Annotated in this window: 19 protein-coding genes; 8 read left to right on the top strand and 11 right to left on the bottom strand. The window is 72.2% G+C overall.

Annotated features, from left to right (window positions below; all coding sequences use genetic code 11):
- Positions 1–42 precede the first annotated feature (42 nt).
- Both OCU29_RS18135 and OCU29_RS18140 read left to right on the top strand, forming a co-directional pair.
- Complete coding sequence (locus OCU29_RS18135) at positions 43–2142, top strand: MMPL family transporter (protein ID WP_261821023.1); 2100 nt, start codon at positions 43–45, stop codon at positions 2140–2142.
- A gap of 57 nt (positions 2143–2199) precedes the next feature.
- The gene (locus tag OCU29_RS18140) at positions 2200–4725 is read left to right on the top strand and encodes a bifunctional FO biosynthesis protein CofGH (protein ID WP_261821024.1); all 2526 of its coding nucleotides are present in this window, start codon (positions 2200–2202) and stop codon (positions 4723–4725) included.
- Between the two features lie 122 nt (positions 4726–4847).
- Here the strand turns inward: OCU29_RS18140 and OCU29_RS18145 are convergent, their stop codons facing one another.
- The 3 genes from OCU29_RS18145 to OCU29_RS18155 are packed head-to-tail and all read right to left on the bottom strand — an operon-like array spanning position 4848 to position 8042.
- Positions 4848–6119 carry a sugar ABC transporter permease gene (locus OCU29_RS18145; RefSeq protein ID WP_261821025.1) on the bottom strand — a complete coding sequence of 424 codons (1272 nt, stop codon included), beginning with the start codon at positions 6117–6119 and terminating at the stop codon, positions 4848–4850.
- Positions 6112–6936: an ATP-binding cassette domain-containing protein gene (locus OCU29_RS18150; protein WP_261821026.1), complete on the bottom strand. Its 825-nt coding sequence runs from the start codon at positions 6934–6936 to the stop codon at positions 6112–6114. The genes OCU29_RS18145 and OCU29_RS18150 overlap by 8 nt, the downstream gene beginning before the upstream one ends.
- The gene (locus OCU29_RS18155; RefSeq protein ID WP_261821027.1) at positions 6936–8042 is read right to left on the bottom strand and encodes a substrate-binding domain-containing protein; all 1107 of its coding nucleotides are present in this window, start codon (positions 8040–8042) and stop codon (positions 6936–6938) included. Before OCU29_RS18155 ends, OCU29_RS18150 begins: the two co-directional genes overlap by 1 nt.
- A gap of 180 nt (positions 8043–8222) precedes the next feature.
- Between OCU29_RS18155 and OCU29_RS18160 the strand changes: the two genes are divergently transcribed.
- From OCU29_RS18160 to OCU29_RS18180, 5 genes are all read left to right on the top strand, one after another.
- A complete protein-coding gene (locus OCU29_RS18160; RefSeq protein ID WP_261821028.1) occupies positions 8223–9470 on the top strand; it encodes an ROK family transcriptional regulator in 1248 nt (415 codons plus the stop codon).
- A 32-nt stretch (positions 9471–9502) separates the two neighbouring features.
- Complete coding sequence (locus OCU29_RS18165) at positions 9503–10549, top strand: mechanosensitive ion channel family protein (protein ID WP_261821029.1); 1047 nt, start codon at positions 9503–9505, stop codon at positions 10547–10549.
- A gap of 42 nt (positions 10550–10591) precedes the next feature.
- The gene (locus OCU29_RS18170; protein WP_261821030.1) at positions 10592–11029 is read left to right on the top strand and encodes a DUF5709 domain-containing protein; all 438 of its coding nucleotides are present in this window, start codon (positions 10592–10594) and stop codon (positions 11027–11029) included.
- A gap of 33 nt (positions 11030–11062) precedes the next feature.
- The gene (locus tag OCU29_RS18175; protein WP_179614095.1) at positions 11063–11461 is read left to right on the top strand and encodes a VOC family protein; all 399 of its coding nucleotides are present in this window, start codon (positions 11063–11065) and stop codon (positions 11459–11461) included.
- Positions 11462–11666: 205 nt separating this feature from the next.
- On the top strand, positions 11667–12065 hold the full coding sequence (locus tag OCU29_RS18180; RefSeq protein WP_261821031.1) for a lipopolysaccharide assembly LapA domain-containing protein: 399 nt from the start codon (positions 11667–11669) through the stop codon (positions 12063–12065).
- Between the two features lie 12 nt (positions 12066–12077).
- On the opposite strand, the gene guaA is transcribed toward OCU29_RS18180, so the two are convergent.
- The 7 genes from guaA to OCU29_RS18215 all read right to left on the bottom strand — a co-directional run bounded on the left by guaA (position 12078) and on the right by OCU29_RS18215 (position 23130).
- Positions 12078–13673 carry a glutamine-hydrolyzing GMP synthase gene (guaA, locus tag OCU29_RS18185; RefSeq protein ID WP_261821032.1) on the bottom strand — a complete coding sequence of 532 codons (1596 nt, stop codon included), beginning with the start codon at positions 13671–13673 and terminating at the stop codon, positions 12078–12080.
- 352 nt (positions 13674–14025) lie between these two features.
- A complete protein-coding gene (locus tag OCU29_RS18190; RefSeq protein ID WP_261821033.1) occupies positions 14026–15744 on the bottom strand; it encodes a GMC family oxidoreductase in 1719 nt (572 codons plus the stop codon).
- Between the two features lies 1 nt (position 15745).
- Positions 15746–17368 carry a succinic semialdehyde dehydrogenase gene (locus OCU29_RS18195; RefSeq protein WP_261821034.1) on the bottom strand — a complete coding sequence of 541 codons (1623 nt, stop codon included), beginning with the start codon at positions 17366–17368 and terminating at the stop codon, positions 15746–15748.
- A 144-nt stretch (positions 17369–17512) separates the two neighbouring features.
- Entirely contained in the window at positions 17513–19126 is a 1614-nt protein-coding gene (locus tag OCU29_RS18200) for a DUF11 domain-containing protein (protein ID WP_261821035.1), read from the bottom strand.
- 213 nt (positions 19127–19339) lie between these two features.
- Positions 19340–20830, bottom strand: a complete 1491-nt coding sequence (locus OCU29_RS18205) for an aldehyde dehydrogenase (RefSeq protein ID WP_261821036.1) — start codon at positions 20828–20830, stop codon at positions 19340–19342.
- A 52-nt stretch (positions 20831–20882) separates the two neighbouring features.
- Positions 20883–21995: a hypothetical protein gene (locus tag OCU29_RS18210; RefSeq protein WP_261821103.1), complete on the bottom strand. Its 1113-nt coding sequence runs from the start codon at positions 21993–21995 to the stop codon at positions 20883–20885.
- A gap of 1 nt (position 21996) precedes the next feature.
- Entirely contained in the window at positions 21997–23130 is a 1134-nt protein-coding gene (locus OCU29_RS18215) for a phosphotransferase family protein (RefSeq protein ID WP_261821037.1), read from the bottom strand.
- 200 nt (positions 23131–23330) lie between these two features.
- Here OCU29_RS18215 and OCU29_RS18220 point away from each other — a divergent pair, with 200 nt between their 5' ends.
- A complete protein-coding gene (locus OCU29_RS18220; protein WP_261821038.1) occupies positions 23331–23762 on the top strand; it encodes a hypothetical protein in 432 nt (143 codons plus the stop codon).
- A gap of 199 nt (positions 23763–23961) precedes the next feature.
- On the opposite strand, the gene rnhA is transcribed toward OCU29_RS18220, so the two are convergent.
- The gene (gene rnhA / locus OCU29_RS18225) at positions 23962–24435 is read right to left on the bottom strand and encodes a ribonuclease HI (RefSeq protein ID WP_179614103.1); all 474 of its coding nucleotides are present in this window, start codon (positions 24433–24435) and stop codon (positions 23962–23964) included.
- Positions 24436–24458 lie beyond the last annotated feature (23 nt).

Below are 24458 nucleotides of genomic sequence, written 5' to 3' on the forward strand. Positions count from 1 at the left end.
TCACCCCTCGGTGGGCTCCCGCGGTCTGGCAGGCTGCTGCCCATGAAGCGACGTTGGGTCTGGCCGCTGCTGATCGTGCTCGTGTGGGTGTTCGTCGGGGGCCCGCTGGGCTCGTTCGCCGGCCAGCTCGGCAACGTGCAGGAGAACGACAACGCGGCCTTCCTCCCGGGGACGGCCGAGTCGACGCAGGTCCTGGAGACCCTCACCGGGTTCCAGGACCAGGAGACCATCCCGGTCACCGTCGTCTTCGAGCGCGACGGCGGCCTCGAGGGCTCCGACAGCCAGGCGATCGCGGCGTACGCCGAGGAGCTCGGCCAGGTCGAGGACGTCACGGGCGTGCAGGGGCCGGTGCCCTCCGAGGACGGGGAGGCCGCCCAGCTCGTCGTGCAGGTCGCCACCACCGACGGCGAGGTCATCATCGAGCGCGTCGAGGCGCTGCGCGCGGTGCTCGACGAGCCGCCGGCGGGCCTCACCGCCCTCGTCGGCGGCCCCGGAGGCATCCTGGCCGACCTGGTCAACGCGTTCGGCGCCATCGACGGCCTGCTGCTGCTGGTCGCCCTGGGCGTCGTGCTGGTCATCCTGGTCGTCGTCTACCGCACCCCGGTGCTGCCCTTCGTGGTGCTGTTCTCGGCCGTGCTGGGCCTGGGGGCGGCGTCCGCGGCGATCTACGCGCTCGCCTCGGCCGACCTGCTGGCCCTCAACGGCCAGAGCCAGGGCATCCTCTTCATCCTCGCCATCGGCGCCGCGACCGACTACTCGCTGCTGCTGGTCGCGCGCTTCCGCGAGGAGCTGCGCGACCGGGAGTCGTCGTACGACGCCATGCGCGCCTCGCTGCGCGCCGTCGTCGAGCCGGTCGGCGCCTCGGGCGCGACGGTGATCCTGGGGCTGCTGTGCCTGCTGCTCTCCGACCTGGCGAGCCTGCAGGGCCTGGGCCCGGTCGGCGCGCTCGGCATCGCCGCGGCGATGCTCGTCTCGCTCACCTTCCTGCCCGCGGCGCTGGTGCTGCTGGGGCGCAGGGCCTTCTGGCCGCTCGTGCCGGCCTACGGCTCCGAGCACAAGAACACCGAGGGCCTGTGGGCCCGGGTCGCCCACCTGGTGCGTGACCGGACCGTCGCGGTCGCGACGGTGACGACGCTGGTGCTGGCCGTCTTCGCCGGGTTCGCCTTCACCCTCGACGAGGACCCCGTCCCCCAGACCGACCTCTTCCTCACCGCCGAGGAGTCGGTCGACGCCCAGGACGTCCTCGACGCGCACTTCGAGGCCGACACCGCCAGCCCGCTGCAGATCGTGGTGCCGACCGACGAGATCGACGCGGCCATCGAGGTCCTCAGCGCCGACGAGGGCGTCTCCCAGCAGAGCGACGGCCCGCAGCCCGCCATCGCCGCCATCCCCGAGGCCGACGACCCGCGCCAGCCGCGCAGCGTCGACGGCGTCAGCATCCTGCTGGCCAACCTCGCCGACGGCAGCGAGACGCAGGCCGCCACCGAGACGGTCAAGCGGCTGCGCGCGGACCTCTCCGAGGTCGACGAAGAGATCCTGGTCGGCGGCTCCACCGCGACCCTGCTCGACACCCGCGAGACCACCAGCCGCGACCGGGCCGTGGTGATCCCGGCGATCCTCGTGGTCATCTTCGTGGTGCTCGCCCTGCTGCTGCGCTCGCTGGCCGCGGCCGGCCTGCTCATCCTGGCCAACGTGCTGTCCTTCGGCGCCACGATGGGTGTCAGCGCGCTGGTCTTCGAGCACGTATTCGGCTTCCCGGCCAGCGACCCCTCGACGCTGCTGATCGCGTTCGTCTTCCTGGTCGCGCTGGGCATCGACTACTCGATCTTCCTGATGACACGGGTGCGCGAGGAGTCGCTGCGCCTGGGCACCCGCCCGGGCATCCTGCGCGGCCTGTCCGTGACCGGCGGCGTGATCACGTCGGCGGGCGTGGTGCTGGCCGCGACCTTCGCGGCGCTGGGCGTGGTGCCGATCCTCTTCCTGGCCCAGATCGCCTTCATCGTCGCCTTCGGCGTGCTGCTCGACACCCTGGTGGTGCGCTCGCTGCTGGTGCCGGCGGTCTGCTACCTCGTCGGCCCGCGCACCTGGTGGCCCTCCAAGCTCGCCTCCGGCGGCGCGCACGCCGAGCAGGCCACCGGCTGACGTCCCGACCGGTGGCCCGCCCCGCCGACCACATCGGGGCGCGGTTAATCTGCGGTGATGAATGCCGCGCCGACGCCCCAGCAGGTACGCCGCGCGCTCGCGCGGGCCGAGCGCGGTGCGGCCCTCGACGTCGCCGAGGCAGAGGTGCTGCTCGCCGCGACCGGCGACGACCTCGACCGGCTCTGCGCCGCCGCCGCCCAGGTGCGCGACGCGGGGCTGCTGGCCGCTGGCCGCCCCGGGGTGGTGACCTACTCCCCCAAGGTCTTCATCCCGGTGACCCGGCTGTGCCGCGACCGGTGCCACTACTGCACGTTCGTGGAGACCCCGGGCCAGGCCGCGCGCGAGGGGCGGGCGCCGTACCTCTCCCCCGACGAGATCCTCGACATCGCCCGTGAGGGCGCCGAGCTCGGCTGCCTGGAGGCGCTGTTCACCCTGGGCGACCGGCCCGAGGACCGCTGGCCCGAGGCCCAGGAGTGGCTCGACGAGCAGGGCTACGACTCCACGCTGGCCTACGTGCGGGCGATGGCGGTGCGGGTGCTGGAGGAGACCGGGCTGCTGCCCCACCTCAACCCGGGGGTGATGACCTGGGAGGAGATGAACCGCCTCAAGCCGGTCTCGCCGTCGATGGGGATGATGCTCGAGACCACCTCGCGCCGGCTCTTCGAGACCCGGGGCGAGGCGCACTTCGGCTCCCCCGACAAGGACCCCGCGGTGCGCCTGCGGGTGCTGGAGGACGCCGGCCGGCTCTCGATCCCCTTCACCACCGGGCTGCTGGTCGGCATCGGCGAGACGCTGGCCGAGCGGGCCGAGACCGTCTTCGCGCTGCGCAAGGTGATGAAGGCCTACGGCTCGGTGCAGGAGGTCATCGTCCAGAACTTCCGGGCCAAGCCCGACACGGCGATGCGCCACACCGACGACCTCGACCTCGACGAGTACCGCGCCGCCATCGCGGTGACCCGGCTCGTCCTGGGGCCCCGGGCCCGGGTGCAGGCGCCGCCCAACCTCGTCGACCTCGCTGAGTGCCACGCGCTGCTCGGCGCCGGTGTCGACGACTGGGGCGGCGTCTCGCCGCTGACCCCCGACCACGTCAACCCCGAGCGGCCCTGGCCCTCGCTGGAGCGGCTGCGCGCGATCAGCGACGCCGCGGGCTTCCGGCTCGCCGCACGGCTGACCCTGCACCCCGAGCACGTGCGGGCCGCGCTCGACGACGGCGCCCCCTGGCTCGACCCGCGGGTCGCCGGCCACGTGGCGGCCCTCGCGGCCCCCGACGGGCTGGCCCGCGACGGCGTACGACCGCAGGGGCGGGCGTGGCAGGAGCCCGACGGCGGCTTCGAGTCGACCGGTCGCACCGACCTGCACACCAGCGTCGACACCGAGGGGCGCACCGAGGACCGGCGCTCCGACTTCAGCGAGGTCTACGGCGACTGGGAGTCGGTGCGCGACGCGGCGTCGGCGACCGGGGCCCCGGCGGTGCTGCACGCCGAGGGCCGCGAGGCGCTCGCGGCCGCCGAGGCCGACCCGGGCGGGCTCTCCGACGAGCACGCGCTGAGCCTGATGACCGCGGAGGGGCCGCTGCTCGACGAGGTCTGCCGGCTGGCCGACCAGCTGCGCGCCGACGTGGTGGGCGACGACGTCACCTACGTGGTCAACCGCAACATCAACTTCACCAACGTCTGCTACGTCGGGTGCCGCTTCTGCGCGTTCGCGCAGCGCAAGAGCGACGCCGACTCCTACACGCTCTCGCTCGACGAGGTCGCCGACCGTGCCGCCGAGGCCTGGGACCTCGGCGCCAGCGAGGTCTGCATGCAGGGCGGCATCGACCCCGAGCTGCCCGCGACGGCGTACTTCGACCTGGCCACCGCGGTGAAGCAGCGGGTGCCCGAGATGCACGTGCACGCCTTCAGCCCGATGGAGGTCGTCAACGGCACCGCGCGCACCGGGCTCTCGATCGAGGACTTCCTCATCAAGGCCCGCGAGGCCGGGCTCGGCTCGCTGCCCGGCACTGCCGCAGAGATCCTCGACGACGAGGTGCGCTGGGTGCTGACCAAGGGCAAGCTGCCCACCAGCACCTGGGTCGAGATCGTCTCCACGGCCCACCGCATCGGGCTGCCGACGACCAGCACGATGATGTACGGCCACGTCGACAACCCGCGGCACTGGGTGGGCCACCTGCGGGTGCTCGCCGGCATCCAGGACCGGGCCCGGGAGGCCGGCGTCGGCGGCTTCACCGAGTTCGTGCCGCTGCCGTTCGTGCACACCTCCTCGCCGATCTACCTCGCCGGGGTTGCCCGTCCCGGCCCCAGCCACCGCGACAACCTCGCGGTGCACGCGATGGCGCGCATCCTGCTGCACGGGCGCGTCGACAACATCCAGACGTCGTGGGTCAAGCTCGGCGTCGAGGGCACCCAGGCCATGCTCCGCGCCGGCGCCAACGACCTCGGCGGCACGCTGATGGAGGAGACCATCAGCCGGATGGCCGGCTCCGAGCACGGCTCGGCCAAGACGGTCGAGGAGCTGCGCGCGATGGGCGCCGGCATCGGCCGGCCGGTGCACGAGCGCACCACCCTCTACGCCGCCCGCTGAGCTGGCCGAGCAGTCACTTTCGAACCACCGACCGGTCAGTCTTGAACCACCGAGGCGTCAGCGCCGCACCCGGCTGGGTGCAGAACTGACGCCTCGATGGTGCGGATGTGACTGGTCGGGCGCTAACCGCGTCCGCTGGAGGAGCGCGCCCGGCGCGAGACCGAGTCGATGGCCACCGCCAGCAGGAGCACCGCGCCGGTGACGATGAAGCGCACCGACGAGTCGACGTTCATCAGGTTCAGCCCGCTCTGGATCGACTGCAGCACGATGATGCCGAGCAGCGCCGAGTACGCCGACCCGCGCCCGCCGAAGAGGCTGGTGCCGCCGATGACCGCCGCGGCGATCGCCGTCAGGTTGGTGTCGGTGGTGCCGCTGCTCTGCGACACCGAGGTCAGCTGCCCGGCCAGCAGGATGCCGCCCAGGGCCGCGAACGACGAGGTCAGCGCGAACACCGAGACGTAGACCCGGGTCACCTTGATGCCCGAGCGTCTCGCCGCCTCCTCGTTGCCGCCCGTGGCGAAGACGTGGCGTCCCCACCGGGTGCGGCGCAGCGCGAAGTCCATCACCACCACCAGGAAGGCGAAGAGCACCGGCAGGTAGCTCCAGCCCCGGTCGATACCCAGGTAGTAGGTCAGGTAGCCCAGGCCCAGACCCAGCAGCGCGGCCTTGACCGCGACCGCCACCGGGCTGCCGGGCGTGAGCCCGGCCGCCTTGCGCCGACGGATGTCGAGCAGCTTGCTGGCGACGTAGCCCACGACCACGAGCGCGACCAGGCCGTAGGCCTGCGCGTCGGTGAGGAACTTGTCGCGGGCGAACTCGCGCAGCCCGGAGTCCTGCGGCAGCACGATGGTGCCCTGGTCACCCAGCACGTAGAGCAGCGCGCCCTGGAAGGCGAGCAGCCCGGCGAGCGAGAACACGAAGCTGGGCACGCCGATCTTGACGTACAAGAAGGCGTAGAGACAGCCGATCGCCAGGCCGACGCCGATGCCAGCGAGCATCGAGAACAGCAGTGACTGTCCCTGGTTGACCACCAGCACCGCCATGGTCGCGGCGGCGAAGCCCGAGACCGATCCGACCGAGAGGTCGATCTCGCCCAGCAGCAGGACCAGCACGATGCCCAGCGCGATGACCCCGGTAGGGGCGGCGAACTGGGTGATCGAGACCAGGTTGCGGCTGGACAGGAACGTCGGTTCGTTCAGCTGGAACACCAGGCAGATGACGATCAGCCCGAAGACGACCGGCAGCATGCCGAGCTCGCCGCCCTTCAGCCGGGCCCACGTGGCGTGCAGGTAGCCCTGCAGGCCCTGGTGACGGATCAGCCGCTCGTCGGCGGCGTCGGCCGCGACCGCGGACCGGGTCGCGTCGTCGGTGTCCTTGGCGAGGGTCTCACTCATGACCGACCTCCGGCTGGGTCTGCGGGGCGCCGGTGCGCTGGGCGCGGGCGGTCACCACGTTGTCGGAGGCGCCGGTGATGGCGGCCACCAGCTCCTCGGTGGACACGTCCTCGGTGCGGAACTCCGCGGCGTTGCGCCCCAGGCGCAGCACCACGATGCGGTCGGCCACAGCCTGGACGTCGGCCATGTTGTGGCTGATCAGGATGACCCCCAGCCCGGTCTCGCGCAGCCGCTCGACGAGGTTGAGCACCTCCGCCGTCTGGGCGACCCCGAGGGCGGCGGTCGGCTCGTCGAGCATGACCACCTGCGGCTTGCCGACCAGCGAGCGAGCGATGGCCACGGTCTGGCGCTGGCCGCCCGACAGGGCGGCGATCGGGATGCGCACCGAGGGGATCTTGGCGGACAAGGTGCGCAGCAACCGCCACGCCTCCTTCTCCATCTCGATCTCGTCGAGCACCGGACCGGTCGAGCGCTCCTGGCCCAGGAAGAGGTTGGCCACGACGTCGAGGTTGTCGCACAGTGCCAGGTCCTGGAACACCGTCGCGATGCCGAGGGTCTGCGCGTCCTTGGGCCCACCGACGGTGACCTTGCGGCCGGCGAAGGTGATGTCGCCGCCGTCGGGCTGGTAGACCCCGGCGATCACCTTCACCAGCGTGGACTTGCCGGCGCCGTTGTCGCCCACGAGCGCGACCACCTCGCCGGCGGCCACCTCCAAGGAGACGTCGGTGAGCGCCTGGACGGCACCGAAGCGCTTGTTGATGCCGGTCAGGGACAGGACGTTCGTGTCCCTGACCGGCTGCGTCGTCATGGTGCTCATCAGGAGATGCCAGCCTCCTGGCAGGCCTTCGCGTAGTCGCCGGTGCAGATGTCGGCGGCGTCGTAGAAGCCGTCGGCGATGACGGTGTCGGCGACGTTGTCCTGGGTGACCGCGATCGGGTCGAAGATGTAGGAGGTGACCCCGTTGTAGTCACTCTGGGTGACCCCGGTGTCGGTGGTCTCGCCGACCTCCTCGCCGGTGGCCAGCTCGACCGCGACCTCGGCCGCGGTCTCGGCCTCGATCGGGATGGGCTTGTAGATGGTGAGGGCCTGCTCGCCGGCGAGGATGCGCTGGATCGCGGCGATCTCGGCGTCCTGGCCGGTGATCGGGGGCAGCGAGTCACGCGAGACGCCCGCCCCGGTCAGGGCCGCGACGACACCGCCGGCCTGGCCGTCGTTGGCGGCGTACACGCCGTCGATCTCCGAGGGCTTGTACTTGCTGAGCTGGTCGCTCGTCCACTGCTGGGCGTTCTCGGGGCTCCAGTCGGGGTTGTCGTACTCCTCGAGGATGCTCACCCCGCTCGAGTCGAGGACGCTGTGTGCGCCGGCCTTGAACTGCGCGGCGTTCGGGTCGCTGGGCGCGCCGTTGAGCATCAGGATGTCGCCCTGGTCGCCCATCGCCTCGATGAGCGCCTCGCCCTGCATCTGGCCGACGGTCTCGTTGTCGAACGACATGTAGTAGTCGGCGCCCTCGATGAAGCGGTCGTAGGCGATGACCGGGACGTCCTGGTCCTGCGCCTCGGTGACCATCCCGGTGGCACCCGCGCCGTTGACCGGGTCGAGGACCACGACGTCGGCGCCGGCGGTCAGCGCACTGGTCATCTGCTGGGCCTGCTTCTGCTCGTCCTGGTCGGCGTTGAAGTAGTCGACCTCGCACTCGCTGCACAGCTCGGCGACCTTGGCCTCGAAGAGGGGCTTGTCGAAGGCTTCGTAGCGGGTGGTCTTGGACTCCGGGAGCAGCAGGGCGATCTTGCCGCCGCCGGAGGCCGAGGAGCCGCCGTCGGACCCGGAGTCCTGGGCCTCGTTGGCGCCGCAGGCCGACAGGCCGGCACCGCCGAGGACGAGGACGGCAGCGAGCGCCGCGACGCGGGGCAGGGATGTGGACACGTGGTTCTCCTCGAGCTGTGGGCCGATGGCCGGGACTGATCTGCACCGAGTGTCGGGGCTCACAGCCTTGTCGTCAAGAGATGAATACAAACTTCCCTCGAATTCGAGACTCCCCAGGTTTGTCGACACACCGCGGCCGCAAATCTTGACGACCGATGCGCCATGGGTCACAGTTCGGCCATGAGCTCCGTGTCCCCGGCCCCAGGTTCCACCGCGTCCCTGCGCACGGCCAACCAACGGCGCGTGCTCTCGGTGCTGCGGGGCCGACCGATCGAGCATCACGAGGAGCTGCCGGAGCACGAGGGCGACAGCTACACCCAGGCCGAGCTGGCCCGCGCCACCGGTCTGGCGCCGGCGACCGTCTCCAGCATCGTGCGCGAGCTGAGCACCGCGGGCCTGCTGGAGTCCGCCCCGGGGAGCGGGCGTCGGGGGTCCTCCGTGCGGATGGCGGCCGGCGCCGGTCACGTGCTCGGGATCGACTTCGGCCACAGCCACGTCGCGGTGGCCATGGCGGACACGGCGGGCCGACCGTTGCGCGAGGAGCGCCGACGCGTCAGAGCCGGCCAGGACCACCACACCGCTCTCGCCCAGGCCCGCGACATGGCGCTCTCGCTGGCCGACGCCCTCGGCCTGCCCCACGAGGAGGACCGCCTGCCCGGCAGCGTCCACCACGTGGGCCTCGGGCTGCCGGCCCCGATCACCGACGACGTCGTCGGCTCCTCCGAGATCTTCCCGGGTTGGGAGGGTGTCGACGCCCGGGCCGCCGCCCAGGACTGCCTGGGAGCACCGGTCTCGGTGGAGAACGACGCCAACCTCGGGGCGCTGGCCGAGCACCGGCGCGGCGTCGCCCGCGGCCATGGCAGCTCGGTCTTCGTCAAGATCTCCTCCGGAGCCGGCGCCGGCATCATCATCGACGGGGAGGTCTTCCGCGGCGCCCGAGGCACGGCCGGCGAGATCGGCCATCTCACCCTCGACGAGCAGGGCCCCATCTGCCGCTGCGGCAGCCGCGGCTGCCTGGAGGCCTACACGTCCGTGGAGACCGTGCAGTCACTGATGGCCGTCCAGCTGCCCGAGGCCACGCTCGACGACATCATCGAGGCCGCGGTGGCCGGGTCGGTAGCCGCTCGCCGGGTCTTCGAGGACTCCGGACTGCACCTCGGATGGGGGCTCGCCAGCATCGTCAACCTGGTCAACCCCGATGTGGTCGTGGTCGGGGGCGACATGGCGCGTGCCGGCGACCTGCTGCTCGAGTCGGCGCGGATCGGCCTGCGCCGCCACGCGCTCAGCGCCGTGGCGCAGACCCCGGTGCTGGCGAGCCGGTTGGGTGAGCGCGCGAGCCTGCTGGGAGCCGTGCTGCTGGCCGCCGACCGCACCGAGCTGGTGGGCGACGGCGTGTCTCAGTCACTGGGGCCCCCCGTGGGGGGCTGAGGGCAGCGCCCACGCCGGTGCACGATGGAGCCATGGCCGTCACCTGGACCGAAGCCCTGATCGCCGCCGCCACCATGCTGCTCGGCGCCCTCGCCGTCGTCGTCGCGACGCACCTGGTGGTTCGGGTGCTGGCCCACCGCTGGCGCCCGGCACAGGCGCTGGCCCACTCGGCCAGGCTCCCCTTCCGCGCGCTGGTCCTCGTGCTGGCCACGAGCGCGTGGGTGGCCGCCGTGCGCCCGGACGCCGGGGACGCCGGCGCCGCGTGGTGGGAGGGGGGCGCGCTGGTGCTGCGGGTGCTGGCCATCGCCAGCGGCGGCTGGCTGCTGTGCGCGCTGCTGCTCTTCGTCGAGGACCTCACGCTGGGTCGAGCCCGCACCGACGTGCGCGACAACCGGGTCGCGCGCCGGGTGCGCACCCAGGTGCTGCTGATCCGGCGCCTGACCATCGCCCTGGTGGTCGTGGTGACCGTCGGCGCGATCCTGTTCACGTTCCCCGCGGTGCGCACCGTCGGTGCCAGCGTGCTCGCCTCGGCGGGCCTCATCTCGGTGGTCGCGGCCCTGGCCGCCCAGTCGATCCTGGCCAACGCCTTCGCCGGCATCCAGCTGGCCTTCAACGACGCCATCAAGGTCGACGACGCCGTCATCGTGGAGGGCGAGTGGGGCACGATCGAGGAGATCACGCTCAGCTACGTCGTGGTGCGGATCTGGGACGACCGCCGGATGATCCTGCCGTCGACGTACTTCACCACCACGCCTTTCCAGAACTGGACCCGCAAGAACTCCGAGCTGCTCGGCTCGGTCGAGCTCGACCTCGACTGGCGCACCGACGTCGACGCCCTGCGCGCCCACCTGCCCTCGGTCATGGAGCGGGCCGGGACGATGTGGGACGGGCGGGTCTCCCACGTGCAGGTCACCGACGCCGTCGACGGCCTGGTCCGGGTGCGCGTGCTGGTCACCTCCCACGACGCCCCGACCCTCTACGACCTGCGCTGCCACGTCCGGGAGGGTCTGGTCGCCTGGGTGCGCGACCAGCAGGCCCACGCGCTGCCGGTGCGGCGGGTGCTCCTCGACGGCACCTGACGGGTGGGACGGTCGGGTGCGCGGCGTGGCTACGGTGGAGCCATGAGCACCGGACCGAACGACCAGGACGACACCTACGGCGACTACTCGGTCGAGGAGAGCGACCAGCTGACGGGCGAGGACACCCTCGCCGACGGTGACGTGGAGGACCAGCTCGACCGCGGCTACTCGCCGCCCGAGAAGTACTCACCGGGCCAGGGCTTCGGCAACACGCCGTACGAGGAGGCGACCGGCGAGTCGCTCGACCAGCGGGTCGCCCAGGAGGAGCCCGACCCGTACGCGGAGGCCGAGGCCGACCGCGAGCAGGTCGGCGGCGAGGTCGGCGACGAGCGCGCCGGGCGCCTGGTCGACCCCGACGAGGGGCTCGCCGAGGACGTCGAGGCCGAGCTCGTGGGCGACGACGTCGGCATCGACGGTGCGGCCGCCTCGGCCGAGGAGGCCGCCGTGCACGTGATCGGCGACGAGCCCACCGACGTCTGAGCCGGCGCCGGCGACGGCAGTAGGGTCCGGGGCATGAGCGAGCAGCCGTCCCGGGCCCTGCACCACCTCGACCTCTGGGTCGGCGACCTCGAGCGGGCCGTCGACGAGTGGGGCTGGCTGCTGGGCGAGCTGGGCTGGGAGGTCGACCTGCCCGGCTCGTCGTGGTGCCACCCCGATGGCACCTACCTCTTCCTCGAGCACTCCCCCGACCAGCGCGACGCGGCGTACGACCGGATGCGGCCCGGGGTCAACCACCTGGCGCTGTGCGTCGACTCGCGCACCCTGCTCGACCGGATGCGTGCGGAGTCGACCGCGCACGGCTGGCACGAGATGTACGCCGACCGCTACCCGCATGCGGGCGGCGAGCAGCACACGGCGCTCTACGTCGAGAGCTCGGAGGGCTTCGAGGTCGAGGTCGTGCTGACCGACTGACCCGGTCCGGGACTCCCCGGAAATGGAAGAACCGCCGGGGTCTCGGGTCCCCGGCGGTTCTGTTGAATAATGTACAAGAGGTTCCTGGGCGGGACCAGTAAAACCCGGTGATCGTGACCGTCGTCACGCACTTTTACCCGATTCGGGGTGCACCGCCCCTCGAGGGATGACCCGCCGACCCCGCGCACCGCACTACCGTGGCCCCATGAGCACCACGCAGCCCTCGGGGGACGAGCCCACCGGCGAGACCGGCCCCCACACCGACCCCGCCCCGACCACCCCCGACGCCACCGGTCCGACCACGGAGCCGGAGCGCCCCGCGCCGGCGCGCGGCAAGGGCGACGACCCCCTGCGCGGCTCGCGCACCAGCGGCTTCTACGCCGCCATCGTGGGGCTGGGCGTGCTGCTGGTGCTGCTGGTCATCTTCATCGCCCAGAACACCGACACCACGACGGTGCGCTTCTTGTCCTTCGAGGGCGAGACCCCCGTGGCCGTGGCCATGCTGATCGCGACCGCGGCCGGCATCCTGCTGACCGCGACCGCCGGGAGCCTGCGCATCATCCAGCTGCGGCGGCGTACGAAGAAGGGCCTCAAGAACCGCTGAGGCCCGCCCCGCTCACTCCCACTCGATGGTGCCCGGGGGCTTGCTGGTGATGTCGACCGTGACCCGGTTGACCTCCTCGACCTCGTTGGTGATGCGGGTCGAGACGGTCTCGAGGACCTCGTAGGGCAGGCGCGCCCAGTCGGCGGTCATCGCGTCCTCGGAGGTGACGGGGCGCAGCACGACAGGGTGGCCGTAGGTGCGGCCGTCGCCCTGCACGCCCACCGAGCGGACGTCGGCCAGCAGCACGACCGGCATCTGCCAGATGTCGCGGTCGAGGCCGGCGCGGGTCATCTCCTCGCGCACGATGGCGTCGGCCTGGCGCAGGATGTCGAGGCGCTCGCGGGTCACCTCGCCGATGATCCGGATGCCCAGGCCGGGGCCCGGGAAGGGCTGGCGGTGCACGATCTCGGCCGGCAGGCCGAGCTGCTCCCCGACCAGGCGGACCTCGTCCTTGAACAGCGTGCGCAGCGGCTCGACGAGCTCGAACTCGAGGTCGTCGGGCAGCCCGCCGACGTTGTGGTGGCTCTTGATGTTGGAGGTGCCGGCACCGCCGCCCGACTCCACCACGTCGGGGTAGAGGGTGCCCTGCACCAGGAAGGCGACCTTGTCGCCGCCCTCGCCGCTGACCGCGTCGGCCAGCACCTCGGCCTCGGCGGCCTCGAAGGTGCGGATGAACTCGCGACCGATGATCTTGCGCTTCTCCTCGGGGTCCGAGACCCCGGCCAGCGCGTCGAGGAACTGCTTCTCGGCGTCGACCACGCGCAGGTCGACCCCGGTGGCCGCGACGAAGTCCCGCTCGACCTGCTCGGTCTCCCCCGAGCGCATCAGCCCGTGGTCGACGTACACGCAGGTGAGCCGGTCACCGATGGCGCGCTGCACGATCGCGGCGGCCACCGCGGAGTCGACGCCGCCCGACAGACCGCAGATGGCCTGGCCGCGCTCACCGATCTGGGCCCGGATCGACTCGATCTGCTCCTCGACGATGTTGACCATCGTCCAGGTCTGGCGGCACCCGGCGATGCCGACCAGGAAGTGCTCGAGGACCTGCTGGCCGTGCTCGGTGTGCAGCACCTCGGGGTGCCACTGCACGCCGGCGAGACCGCGGTCGACGGCCTCGAAGGCCGCGACCGGGGTCTTCGCGGTCTCGGCGAGCACCGAGAACCCCTCGGGCGCCTCGGTGACGGCGTCGCCGTGCGACATCCACACGGTGTGCGCGGCCGGCACGTCGGCCAGCAGGGTGCCCGCCTCGCCGACGGTGACCGGGGTGCGGCCGTACTCGCGCGAGCCGGTGCGGGCCACGGTGCCGCCGAGACCGGCAGCCATCAGCTGGAAGCCGTAGCACATGCCGAAGACGGGGGTGCCTGAGGTGAAGATCGCCGGGTCGATGCCCGGAGCGCCCTCGGCGTAGACCGAGCTCGGCCCGCCGGAGAGGATGATCGCCTTGGGCTTGCGGGCCAGCATCTCCTCGACCGGCAGGTGGTGCGGCACGATCTCGGAGTAGACCCGGGCCTCGCGCACCCGGCGCGCGATCAGCTGCGCGTACTGCGCCCCGAAGTCGACGACCAGGACGAGGTCGTGGTCGGGGATGCCGGGGGTCACGTCGCTCATGGGCCCCAGCCTATCGGCGTACGACGCGGCGCCTCGGGCCGCCACCCACCACGGACCTGTCGGGCGAGTCGGTCACTTGTCAGGTGTTGCAACACCTGACAAGTGCATGAGTCCCCGGTCGGCCGGGGACTCATGCACGGGCCCAGAAATAGCACCAGGGCCCGGCCGGGGAGGGAGGATGGCCGGGCCCTGATCGTCCACGCCTCTGTTGGACAGCAGCTTGGACAAACGACCCGACCTTTGGGAGGGAGCATGACTGCCGGGTCTGACCATCACAACGAGGCCGATCGCGGGGGGTTACGTCGGTGACGATCTTTCTCCGGCCTTTTTCGACCGGGCTAGACCTGCTGCCTCAGCTGACCCCGACGATGCGCAGGCGCAGGGCTCCCGGGGCGTGGTCGGGGACCGCCGGTCGCTGCGGCGCGACCGGCTCCAGGCGGCGGTAGTCGGCGCCCAGGCCGGGGCGCGGGTCGACCTCGCCCTTGTTGGGCCACAGGGCCATCGCGCGCTCGGCCTGGGCGGTGATGGTCAGCGACGGGTTGACCCCGAGGTTGGCGGTGATGGCCGCGCCGTCCATGACGTGCAGGCCCGGGTGGCCGTAGACGCGCTGGTAGGGGTCGATGACCCCGGTCTCGGGCGAGTCCCCGATCGCGCAGCCCCCGATGAAGTGGGCGGTCAGCGGCATGTTGAAGGGCTCGCCGATGTTGCCCCCGGCCGTGCCGCCCAGGACGCCGGCGATGCGGCGCACGGCGTCGTTGGCCACCGGGATCCAGGTCGGGTTGGGGGCGCCGTGGCCCTGGCGCGAGGTCATCCGCCACGTGCCGGTGAGCCGGTTGCGCTTGCCGTAGGTGGTGATCGAGTTGTCGAGGCTCTGCATCACCAGCGCGATCACGGTGCGCTCCGACCAGTGCTTGAGGTCGTAGAGGTTGACGATCTCGCGGCGCTGCGCCCACATCTCCTTCAGCCAGGTCCGCCAGCGCGGGGCGGCGCCGTCGCCGTCGGTCAGCACCGTCTGCATCATCGCCATGGTGTTGAAGCCCTTGCCGTAGCGCACCGGCTCGACGTGGGTGTCGGCGTCGGGGTGGAAGCTCGAGGTGATGGCGACGCCGTAGGAGTAGTCGGTGGTGTCCGACTTGGGGGCGATCGCGCCCAGGATCGACTCGGAGTTGGTGCGCGAGAGGTAGCCCAGCCGCTCCGAGAGCCGCGGCAGGTGCCCCTCGTCCTTCATCCGGTGCAGCAGCTTCTGGGTGCCCAGCGAGGCCGCCGCCATCACCACGTGCTCGGCGGTGAGGGTGCGGGTGGTGCGGGCCGTCGCACGCTTGGCCTTGGTGTACTTGATGGTGACGTCGTAGCCGCCGCCCGCACGCGGGCGGATGCGGGTCACGGTGCTCAACGGCATCACCCGCGCGCCCTGCTGCTCGGCGAGGTAGAGGTAGTTCTTGACCAGGGTGTTCTTGGCGTTGTGGCGGCAGCCCGACATGCACTCGCCGCAGTTGAGGCAGGCGTTGCGCGCGGGCCCGGCGCCACCGAAGAACGGGTCCTCGACCTGCTCGCCCGGCGCCTGGCCGGGGCCGCCGAAGAACACGCCCACCGGCGTGGGGTGGAAGGAGTCGGCGACCCCCATGTCGCCGGCGACCTTCTCCATCACGTCGTCGGCCGGGGTGCGCACCGGGTTCTCGACCACGCCGAGCATCCGCTTGGCCTGGTCGTAGTAGGGCGCCAGCTCCGACTTCCAGTCGGTGATGTGGCTCCACTGCGGGTCGTTGTAGAAGGCCGGCAGCGGTTCGTAGAGCGTGTTGGCGTAGACCAGCGACCCGCCGCCGACGCCCGCGCCGGCGACGATCATCGTGTCGCGCACGGCATCGATGCGCTGGATGCCGTAGCAGCCCAGCGCCGGCGCCCACAGGTAGCGGGTGATGTCGAGGGTGCCCGAGGAGAAGTCGCTGTCCTCGAAGCGGGCCCCCGCCTCGACGACGCCGACCCGGTAGCCCTTCTCGGTCAGGCGCAGCGCGCTCACCGAGCCGCCGAAGCCCGATCCGATCACCAGGACGTCGTAGTCGAGCTCGCTCATGTCAGGCCCTTCCCAGCTTCTTCATCACACGCAGCTGGGCGGTCATCACCCGTGCGTAGGTCTCGTCGGACATGCCCAGCATCGGGGCGATGCGGATCAGCCGCTGCGTGGCGACCGACTGGGTCTCGGTGTAGCGGTGGATGCCCTCGCCGCCCTGGCGGCGCCCCATCCCCGACTGGCGCATCCCGCCCATCGGGGAGTCGACCGAGGCGAAGGTCGCCGCGAAGGCCTCGTTGATGTTGACGGTGCCGCAGAGGACCTGGCGGGCGATCGCGCGCGCCCGCGGGCCGTCCTGGCTGTAGATCGAGCCGTTGAGGCCGTACTCCCCCGCGTTGGCCCGCGCGACCGCGTCGGCCTCGTCGTGGAAGCGGTAGAGCGAGACCACCGGGCCGAAGGTCTCCTCGCCGAAGCAGGTCATCTCGGGGGTGACGCCCTCGAGGATCGTCGGCTCGAAGACGTAGGGCCCGAGGTCGGGACGGGCCCGCCCGCCGGTCAGCACCCGCGCACCCTTCGCGACGGCGTCCTCGACGTGGGCGGTGACGGTGTCGAGCTGGGCCTGGCTGACCAGGGAGCCCATGTCGTTGCCCCACTCCAGCGTGGCGCCCAGGGTCATCGCCTGGGTGCGGGCCACGAAGCGCTCGACGAAGCGGTCGTAGACCTGGTCGGCCACGAAGAGCCGCTCGGCGGAGACGCAGAGCTGCCCGGCGTTGGAGAACGAGCCGCGCACCGCGCCCTCGGCGGCCTTCTCGACGTCGGCGTCGCGCAGCACCAGCAGCGGGTTCTTGCCGCCGAGCTCGAGCGAGCAGCCGATCAGGCGCTCGGCGCAGCCGGCGGCGACCCGGCGACCGGTGGCGGTCGACCCGGTGAAGCAGATGTAGTCGGCCTGCGCGACGACCTGGGGCCCGACCTCGGAGCCGGGGCCGGCCACGACCTGCCACAGGTCCTTGGGGAAGCCCGCCTCCTCGAGCAGCTGGGCGCCGAGCAGCGCCGAGAGCATGGTCTGGGCGTCGGGCTTGGCGACCACGGCGTTGCCGGCCATCAGGGCCGGCAGGCCGTCGCACAGCGCCATCGTGAAGGGGTAGTTCCAGGGCGAGATGATGCCCACGACGCCCTTGGGCACGCGGTTGACCTCGACCCGGGTCAGCCCGGGCACGACCCCCGAGCGCCGCTGGGGGTCGAGGTGCTGGTGGGCGGTGCGGGCGTAGTAGCGCGCCGTCAGCGCGATGTGGATCGGCTCGTCGAAGGCGTGCTTGCGCGACTTGCCCGACTCCCAGACGATCAGGTCGAGGATCTCGTCCTGCCGGTCCAGCACCAGGTCGTGCAGGCGCATCATGATCGCCGAGCGGTGCTCGAGGCTGGTCCGCGCCCAGGCGGCCTGGGCCCGCCGGGCCCGGGTGAACGCCTCCGCGACGTCCTGCTCGCTCGACTGCGGCACGTGGGCCAGCGGCGCGCCGTTGATGGGGGTGCGCACCTCGGCGCTGCGACCGGTGGTGCTGCGCACCCGCCGGGTCAGGGAGGCGACGTACTCGGGCTCGAGGGCGTACGACGCGGTCGGGTCGTGCTCCGGGTCGTGCGGGCCGTCGACGATCGGGGCCCCGGGTCGGTCGGGCTGCTCGGCGTTCATGTACCGAGAGTATGTGACTGGGGTCTCGCTCACTACCCATTGGTAACAGATGTGCGTTTGTACACATCCCTTTGCAGTGTCAAGCACCCCCGGGACCGTCGGTCCCGGGGGTGCTCGTGGTGCCGCGCGGGCACCTGGCGGAGGTCAGAGGCTGATGTCAACCCGCTCGTCGACCCCGCCGCCGCGCAGGCTCAGCGTGAGCCTGCTGACCGCCCCGCTCTTCACCGCGCCGCGGTAGGCCTTCCGGACCCCCAGCGTGAGCGCCCGGGTCTCCCCGGCCGTCAGCTTGAGCTTGCCGTAGGCGACCTGCGTGCCCTTCTTGATCCCGGCCTGGCCCAGCGAGAGCGCCTTGCCGGTGAGGGTGCAGGCCGCCGCACCGCAGGAGACCTGGACCTTGAGCGTGCTGCCGGCCGCGTTGCGCCCCACCTTCCCGACGGTGACCGCCGGGGTGACCGGCTCGCCCGTGGCGATGACGGTGATCGTGGTCGAGCCGCTGGCCGTCGTGCTGCCGCTGGTGAGCACCGCGGTGCTCGTGACCTGCTTGCTGCCGCGCTCGCCGACGAGCCCCGCCTCGAGGCACACGACGCCCACCTCGGCGGCGGCCGCGTCGCCGCTGTCGTTGAAGAACTGGTGCGAGCGGGTCTCGTAGCGCGGGTCGAAGCCGACCTCGAGCAGCCCCGGCTCGTCGGTGGCGAAGCCCCCGCTGACGGCGTACGCCGACGAGCCGCAGCTCGCCTCGACCGACCCCGAGGCGCCGGCGCCGACCTGGCGGACCACCGGGTCGACCGACCGGACCGCCAGCCGGGCGCTGTGCCCGTGCGCCGCGGCGGTGGTGAGGTCGAGGCAGGCGACCGAGGCCTCCAGCACGCTGCCCTCCTGGAGCTCCTCGGCGGTGAAGGTCCACCCGGCGCCCGTGGGCCGCGAGGAGGTCATCAGGCCGGACCCGGCGGCGAAGCGGAAGGACGGGGCGATGGCCAGCTGTCCGCTCGCGCAGCCGGCGCTGGTCGCGGTGATGAGCCCGTCGTCGTCGGCCTTCGCCTTCGTGGCGACGAGCTGGGTGCCGCCCCCGGTCAGGGCGTGGCTGTGGCCGGCCCCGGTGGTGGTCGCGTCGAGGCAGCTGATGCGCAGCTTGCCGGTGGCCCGCTGGCCGTCGTTGACGACCCTCGCCTCCCAGCCGGAGCGGCCGTCGACGGTCGTCGCGCGGCTCTGCGTGGTGAAGACGTCGGTGGCGCCCGAGGCGTGCACGCTGTCGAGCTGCAGGCTGCCGTCGGTGACGACGTGGCCGGCCGGGCAGGCCAGGGACGCCGTCGTCGCGCCGCCCGCGGGCAGCTCGACGAAGCTCTCCTGCTTCACGTAGGTCAGCCGGTGGCCCGAGTCGGCGGGCGCCGGTGCGGTGAAGGCGTCGACGGTGGCGACCACCGTGCGCACCGCCGTCGCGCCGGCGGGCAGGTCGCCCAGCGAGCAGGTCACGGTGGCCCCGGTCCGGTCGCAGTCGCTCTTCACCAGCGTCATGCCGTCAGGCACGGTGTGGGTCAGGACCGCGGCCTTGGCGACAGCGGTGCCGGCGTTCCTGGCCGAGAGCGAGTAGGTCACCGCCTCCCCGGCGCCGGCGGTGGTCCTGTCGGCGGTGACGGTCACCTGCAGCCTGGGCGCCGGCGCGGCCGAGGCCGGCGCCGCGATCAGCGGCAGGGCCGCGAGGCCCAGGGTGGTCAGGCCCGCCAGGGCGGCGGTCAGGTGGCGCGTGCGCGATGGGCGCATGGTGGAGTCCTCCCCCTCACGCGGCGAAAACCCCTCCCCGCCGCTCGATGTGGGTCCCACTCTCGGCCCGTCCATGCGCGCCGACGTCGCTGCCGGCCACTCCCTGGGGCTCGGATGACCCGGAGGGGCCATGCCCCCTGGGGTACAGCACCGCACTGGTCTCGACCACGTGTCCGGACCACCCGGCCCTCGGCCCGGCGTCCCGGCCCCGGGCTAGCCCGCCGGCAGCGGGGTGTAGATCGACTTCACCTCGGTGTACTGCGCCAGGCCCTCGGGGCCGAACTCGCGGCCGAGCCCGGAGGACTTGAAGCCGCCGAAGGGCGCCGCGAAGTCCATCGTGTAGGTGTTGATGCCGTAGGTGCCGGTGCGCACCCGCCGGGCGACGTCGAGGCCGGCAGCCTGGTCGGAGGTCCACACGGTGCCCGCGAGGCCGTAGTCGGAGTCGTTGGCGATCCGGACCGCGTCGTCGACACCGTCGTAGGCGATGACCGAGACCACGGGCCCGAAGATCTCCTCCTGCGCGATCCGCATCCGGTTGTCGACGTCGGCGAAGACGGTCGGGCGCACGTACCAGCCCCGGTCGAGGCCCTCGGGCATGCCGGGCCCCCCGGTGACCACCCGGGCACCCTCCTCCCGGCCGATCTCGATGTACGACGCGACCCGCTCCTGCTGGCGGCGCGCCACCATCGGGCCGATCTCGGTCGCCGGGTCGGCGGGGTCGCCCACCGGCATCGAGGCCACGGTCTGGGCCAGGGCGTCCACGACCTCCGCGTAGCGGCCGCGGGGGGCCAGCACCCGGGTCTGGGCCACGCAGGCCTGGCCGGAGTTCATCAGCGAGGTGAAGCGCAGCCCCTCCATGGTCGCCGTCAGGTCGGCGTCGTCGAGGACGATCGCCGCCGACTTGCCGCCCAGCTCGAGCGAGCAGCGCTTGAGCTGCTCGCCGCAGACCGCCCCGATGGTGCGGCCCGCGGCGGTCGAGCCCGTGAAGGCCACCTTGTCGACGCCCGGGTGGGCGACCAGGTGGGCGCCCGTCTCGCGGCCTCCGGCGACGATGTTGACGACGCCGGGCGGCACGCCCGCCTCGTCGAGCAGCTCGGCCAGCAGGTAGCCGTCGAGGGGCGACTCGGGCGCGGGCTTGGCGACCACGGTGCAGCCGGCCAGCAGCGCGGGGACCACCTTGGAGATGAGCGTGAACTGGGGGACGTTCCAGGGCGGGATGGCCGCCACGACACCGACCGGCTCGTGGCGCACCACCACGTCGGAGCCCAGGACGCCCGGACGGGCGGCCTCCCACGGGAAGTCGCGGGCGATGGCGATGAAGGCCTCGACCTGCATCCACGGGGCGGGCGACTGGGCGAGGTTGGAGAAGGAGGTGGGCGAGCCCATCTCGATCGTGATCAGCTCGGCCATGTCGACCAGGCGCGCGGCGTAGAGGTGGGAGAAGCGCTGCACGACCTCGATCCGCTCCTCGGGCGAGAGCCGCGGCCAGGGCCCCTCGTCGAAGGCGCGCCGGGCGGCGGCGACCGCGGCGTCGATGTCGCCCGGACGCCCCTCGGGCACCCGCGCGACGACCTCCTCGCTGTGCGGCGAGACGACCTCGATGACGTCACCGGTGCTCGGGCGCGTCCACGCGCCGTCGATGTAGAAGGTGTCGCGGTCGAGCGCGTCGGTGCTGATCGGGCGGTGGTCCTGGGTCTGGGTCATGCCGGGCTCCTGGGTGGGGCGGGTGTCGTGAGGGGTGGTCGTGGGGTCCGGGTCAGGGCGCGACGGCGAACCAGTCGGCGAAGCCGCTGCGGTCGTGGCGCCCGATGGCGCCGTGCTCGAAGAGGCCCCAGCCCTCGCTGGTGCGCCCCTCCTCGTGGCAGGTGCTGCGGCCGACGTAGTCGACGACGCCGAACATGAACTTGCCGGCGTTCTCGGGCGTGGTCACGTCGTAGCTGAGCCGCTCGACGAACCCCTCGCCCTTCCACAGCCCGTGGCTCCAGTCGCCGTCGCCGCCGTACCCGCCGCCGAGGTGCAGCGGCGTCGGGAGCCGGGCCTCGACCTCCAGCAGCACCTCGACCCCGTCGGGGCGGGTGCACCGGATGGTGGCGCCGGTGGCGTTGCGGGTGCCGGAGGCGTAGTGCACCTGCACGAGCGGCCAGCCGAGCTGCTCGATCCGCCCGTCGCGGTGGATGCGGCTGCAGTCGTTGAAGATGCGGTGGCCCTCGGGCGTCTCCTGCATCAGCAGCACGATCGAGAAGTCGTCGAAGCGCATCGGCACGTAGGTCCACCACATCCCCTCGAAGGGCGGGTCGGCGGGCCGGCCGGCCGGCTCCGCCTCGCCCACGGGGCGGATGCCCCAGGAGCGGTCGCGGGTGCCGAGCCAGGTGTCGGGCGAGACGACGATCTCCTCGCCGTCGACGAGCATCGTGCCCTCCCAGGACCCGACCTGCGCGAAGCGCTGGGCGTCGAGGGTGACCCGGCTGCCCGAGCGCATCACGTGGGGCAGCTCCTGCACCGCGTCGAAGGAGCCGGTCCAGTGCAGGTCGAGCGCCATCCCCTCGGTCTCCTCCAGCACCACCCGCAGCCGGTGCAGCGGCTCGGGCACCTCGATGCGGAAGGGTCCGACGTGCATGTTGAGGCGGTCGCCGTCGACGGGGTCGCCCAGGTGCAGGGCGGTCTGGGTGTCGCCGCGGCGCCACATCACGAAGGCGTCCTTGGTGCCCAGGTTGGGGTAGTAGCCCAGCCCCATGATCAGGAAGCAGTCGCCGCTGCGGTCGTGGGCGTTGAAGTAGCTGCGGTCGTAGAAGTTGCGGTCGCTGGTGGCGGCCCACTCCACGGGGAGCGGGGCCTGGTGCAGCGGGAACTCGTCGAGCGGTCCGACCATCTCAGGCACCGACCCTTTCCATCGTGGTGAGCAGCAGGGGCAGGTTGTGCATCAACGACTCGATGTCGTCGGGTCTGTCGATCTCGCCGAAGTGCACCTGGCGGGAGCCGGTGCGCATGAAGACGATGCTCCACTGGAGCGCGCTGTGCACGTGGTACCAGTCGAGGTCACCGAGGCGTACGCCGCTGGCGCGCTCGTAGGTGGCCAGCACGTCGTCCTCGCGCAGGAAGTCGGGCATGCCGGGCAGCTCGAGGACCTCCACGATCGACTGGAAGACCTGGTGGGCGACCAGCAGCCAGCTCACGTCCAGCTCGCGCGGACCGAGGGTGGCCATCTCCCAGTCGAGGACCCCGGCCGGCTCGAAGCCGTCGTAGAGGACGTTGCCGATGCGGGCGTCGCCCCAGCACAGCACCGTGCCGGTGGCGCTCGCCGGCTCGTGCGACTCCAGCCAGGCCAGGGCCCGCTCCACGGTCGGCGACGGGCCGGCGTCGGCCTTGGCGAACTCGTACCAGGCACGGGTGCGGGCCAGGTCGCGGCGCAGCACGCTCGCGCCCTCCCCACCGGGGTCGAGGAAGGCGAAGGCCGAGGCCGCGTCGGGGACCGCGTGCAGCGCGGCGACGGTCTCGACCGTGCGGTCCTGGAGGTGGCGCTGCTCCTCGGGGGTGGCGTCGAAGAGCCAGTTGTCCCCGAACGGGTAGGGCAGCACGTCCGGCGGCACCCGTCCCTCCAGCCGGTCCATCAGGAAGAACGGCGCGCCCAGCACCTGCCCGGTCGGCTCGATCCAGTGCACGCCGGGCACGGGCACCTCGGTGCGCTCGGCGACCAGGCGCATCGCCTGGTGCTGCGCGCCGAGGTCGTAGCGGGCGAAGACCGGGACGTCCGCGGCGCTCGGCGCGACCCGGGCGACGTACGCCCCGGTGCGGCGCCGGCCGCCCTCGCTCCAGGTGACGTCGAGGACCAGCGTCTCCGAGCTCATCCCGTTGGCGTCGACGCCGGTGCGCAGGACGACCTCGGGGTCCGCGCCGGGCGGCAGGACACCGCCCAACCAGCCGGCCAGCCGGGCGGGGACGTCGCTCGCGTCCCTGCTGGAGCGCTGCAGGGTCAGGTCGGCGGCGGGCGGCGCTGACTGGGTCACGAGGAGCCTTCCGGGTGTGACGCGGGTCATGAGTTGACACGCGTCAGACTGGTGGAACGTGTTCTCGTTTGTCAACGGTCCAGCCCACCGCGGACAGATCACCGATTTAGGCGACGCCCCCCGTCCGGCATCGGCCTAGCGTCCTCCTCGTGGTCGCCAGGGGGCCACACGACCATTCACACACATCGGGGAGAGAACCAATGCGCAAGTCCGTACAGCTGCTCGCAGCAGCCACCAGCATCGCCAGCCTCGGCCTCATGACCGTGCCGGCCAACGCTGACAACTCCATCATCAAGATCGGCAAGAAGGGGCAGATGTCGTCGTCCCAGAAGATCGCCTACGTCAAGGCCAAGGTGGTCTGCTCGGAGGACACCACCAGCGCCGCGTTCGAGGTGACGCTGACCCAGGTGACCAGCGGTGGCACGCAGACCGCCACCTCGACCGTCTACGCCTGGAACGCCTTCGAGTGCACCGGCGAGGAGGAGAAGTTCTGGGTCCCGGTCCGTCGCCCCACCGGCGGCTACAAGTGGGTCGCCGGAGCGGCGCGGGTCACCGACCTGCACTTCTACTCCGAGGACCCCTCGGGTGGCTTCCACGACACCGCCAAGGGCCGGACGATCAAGCTCAAGTGATCCGTCAGGTCCGGACAGCCCGCACGCACCTGGCCAGGTGCGTGGAGGACGACATCGCGTCGAGGCTCCTCGCTGCGATGTGCCTGGTGACCGGCTCGTCCATCAGTGCAGGGCTGCTGCTGCAGCTGGTGGCGTAGGCCCCCTGCATGGTCCTCCAGGGCAATGAACCGCCCCCGGCGACACGCTCGTCGGGGGCGGTTCAGCGCTGTCCTCGGGCGGCCTCGACGGCCTCGGTGAGGCCCCGGGCGGCGAGCCGGTCGGCCCGCTCGTTGCCCTCGTCGCCCGCGTGACCCTTGACCCAGTGCCAGTGCACGTCGTGCCGCTCGCAGGCCGCCTGCAGCTCCTGCCACAGGTCGACGTTCTTGACCGGCTGCTTGGCCGAGGTGCGCCACCCGTTGCGCATCCAGCCCGCCACCCAGGTCGTGATGCCCGAGCGCACGTAGGTGCTGTCGGTGTAGAGCTCGACGCGCACCGGTCGCCGCAGCGCCTCGAGCGCCTTGATCGGGGCGGTGAGCTCCATCCGGTTGTTGGTGGTCGTGCCGGCCTCGCCGCCGCAGAGCTCCAGCTCGTGGGAGCCCTGGCGCAGCAGGGCCCCCCACCCACCGGGCCCGGGGTTGGGCACGCACGCGCCGTCGGTGTGGATGACCACGGTGTCGGGCGCTTCGTCGTTCACGCGGGCATCCTCCCAGGGCCGAC

Source organism: Nocardioides sp. OK12 (genome assembly GCF_024341885.1).
In the GTDB taxonomy this organism is placed as follows: Bacteria; Actinomycetota; Actinomycetes; order Propionibacteriales; family Nocardioidaceae; genus Nocardioides; species Nocardioides marinisabuli.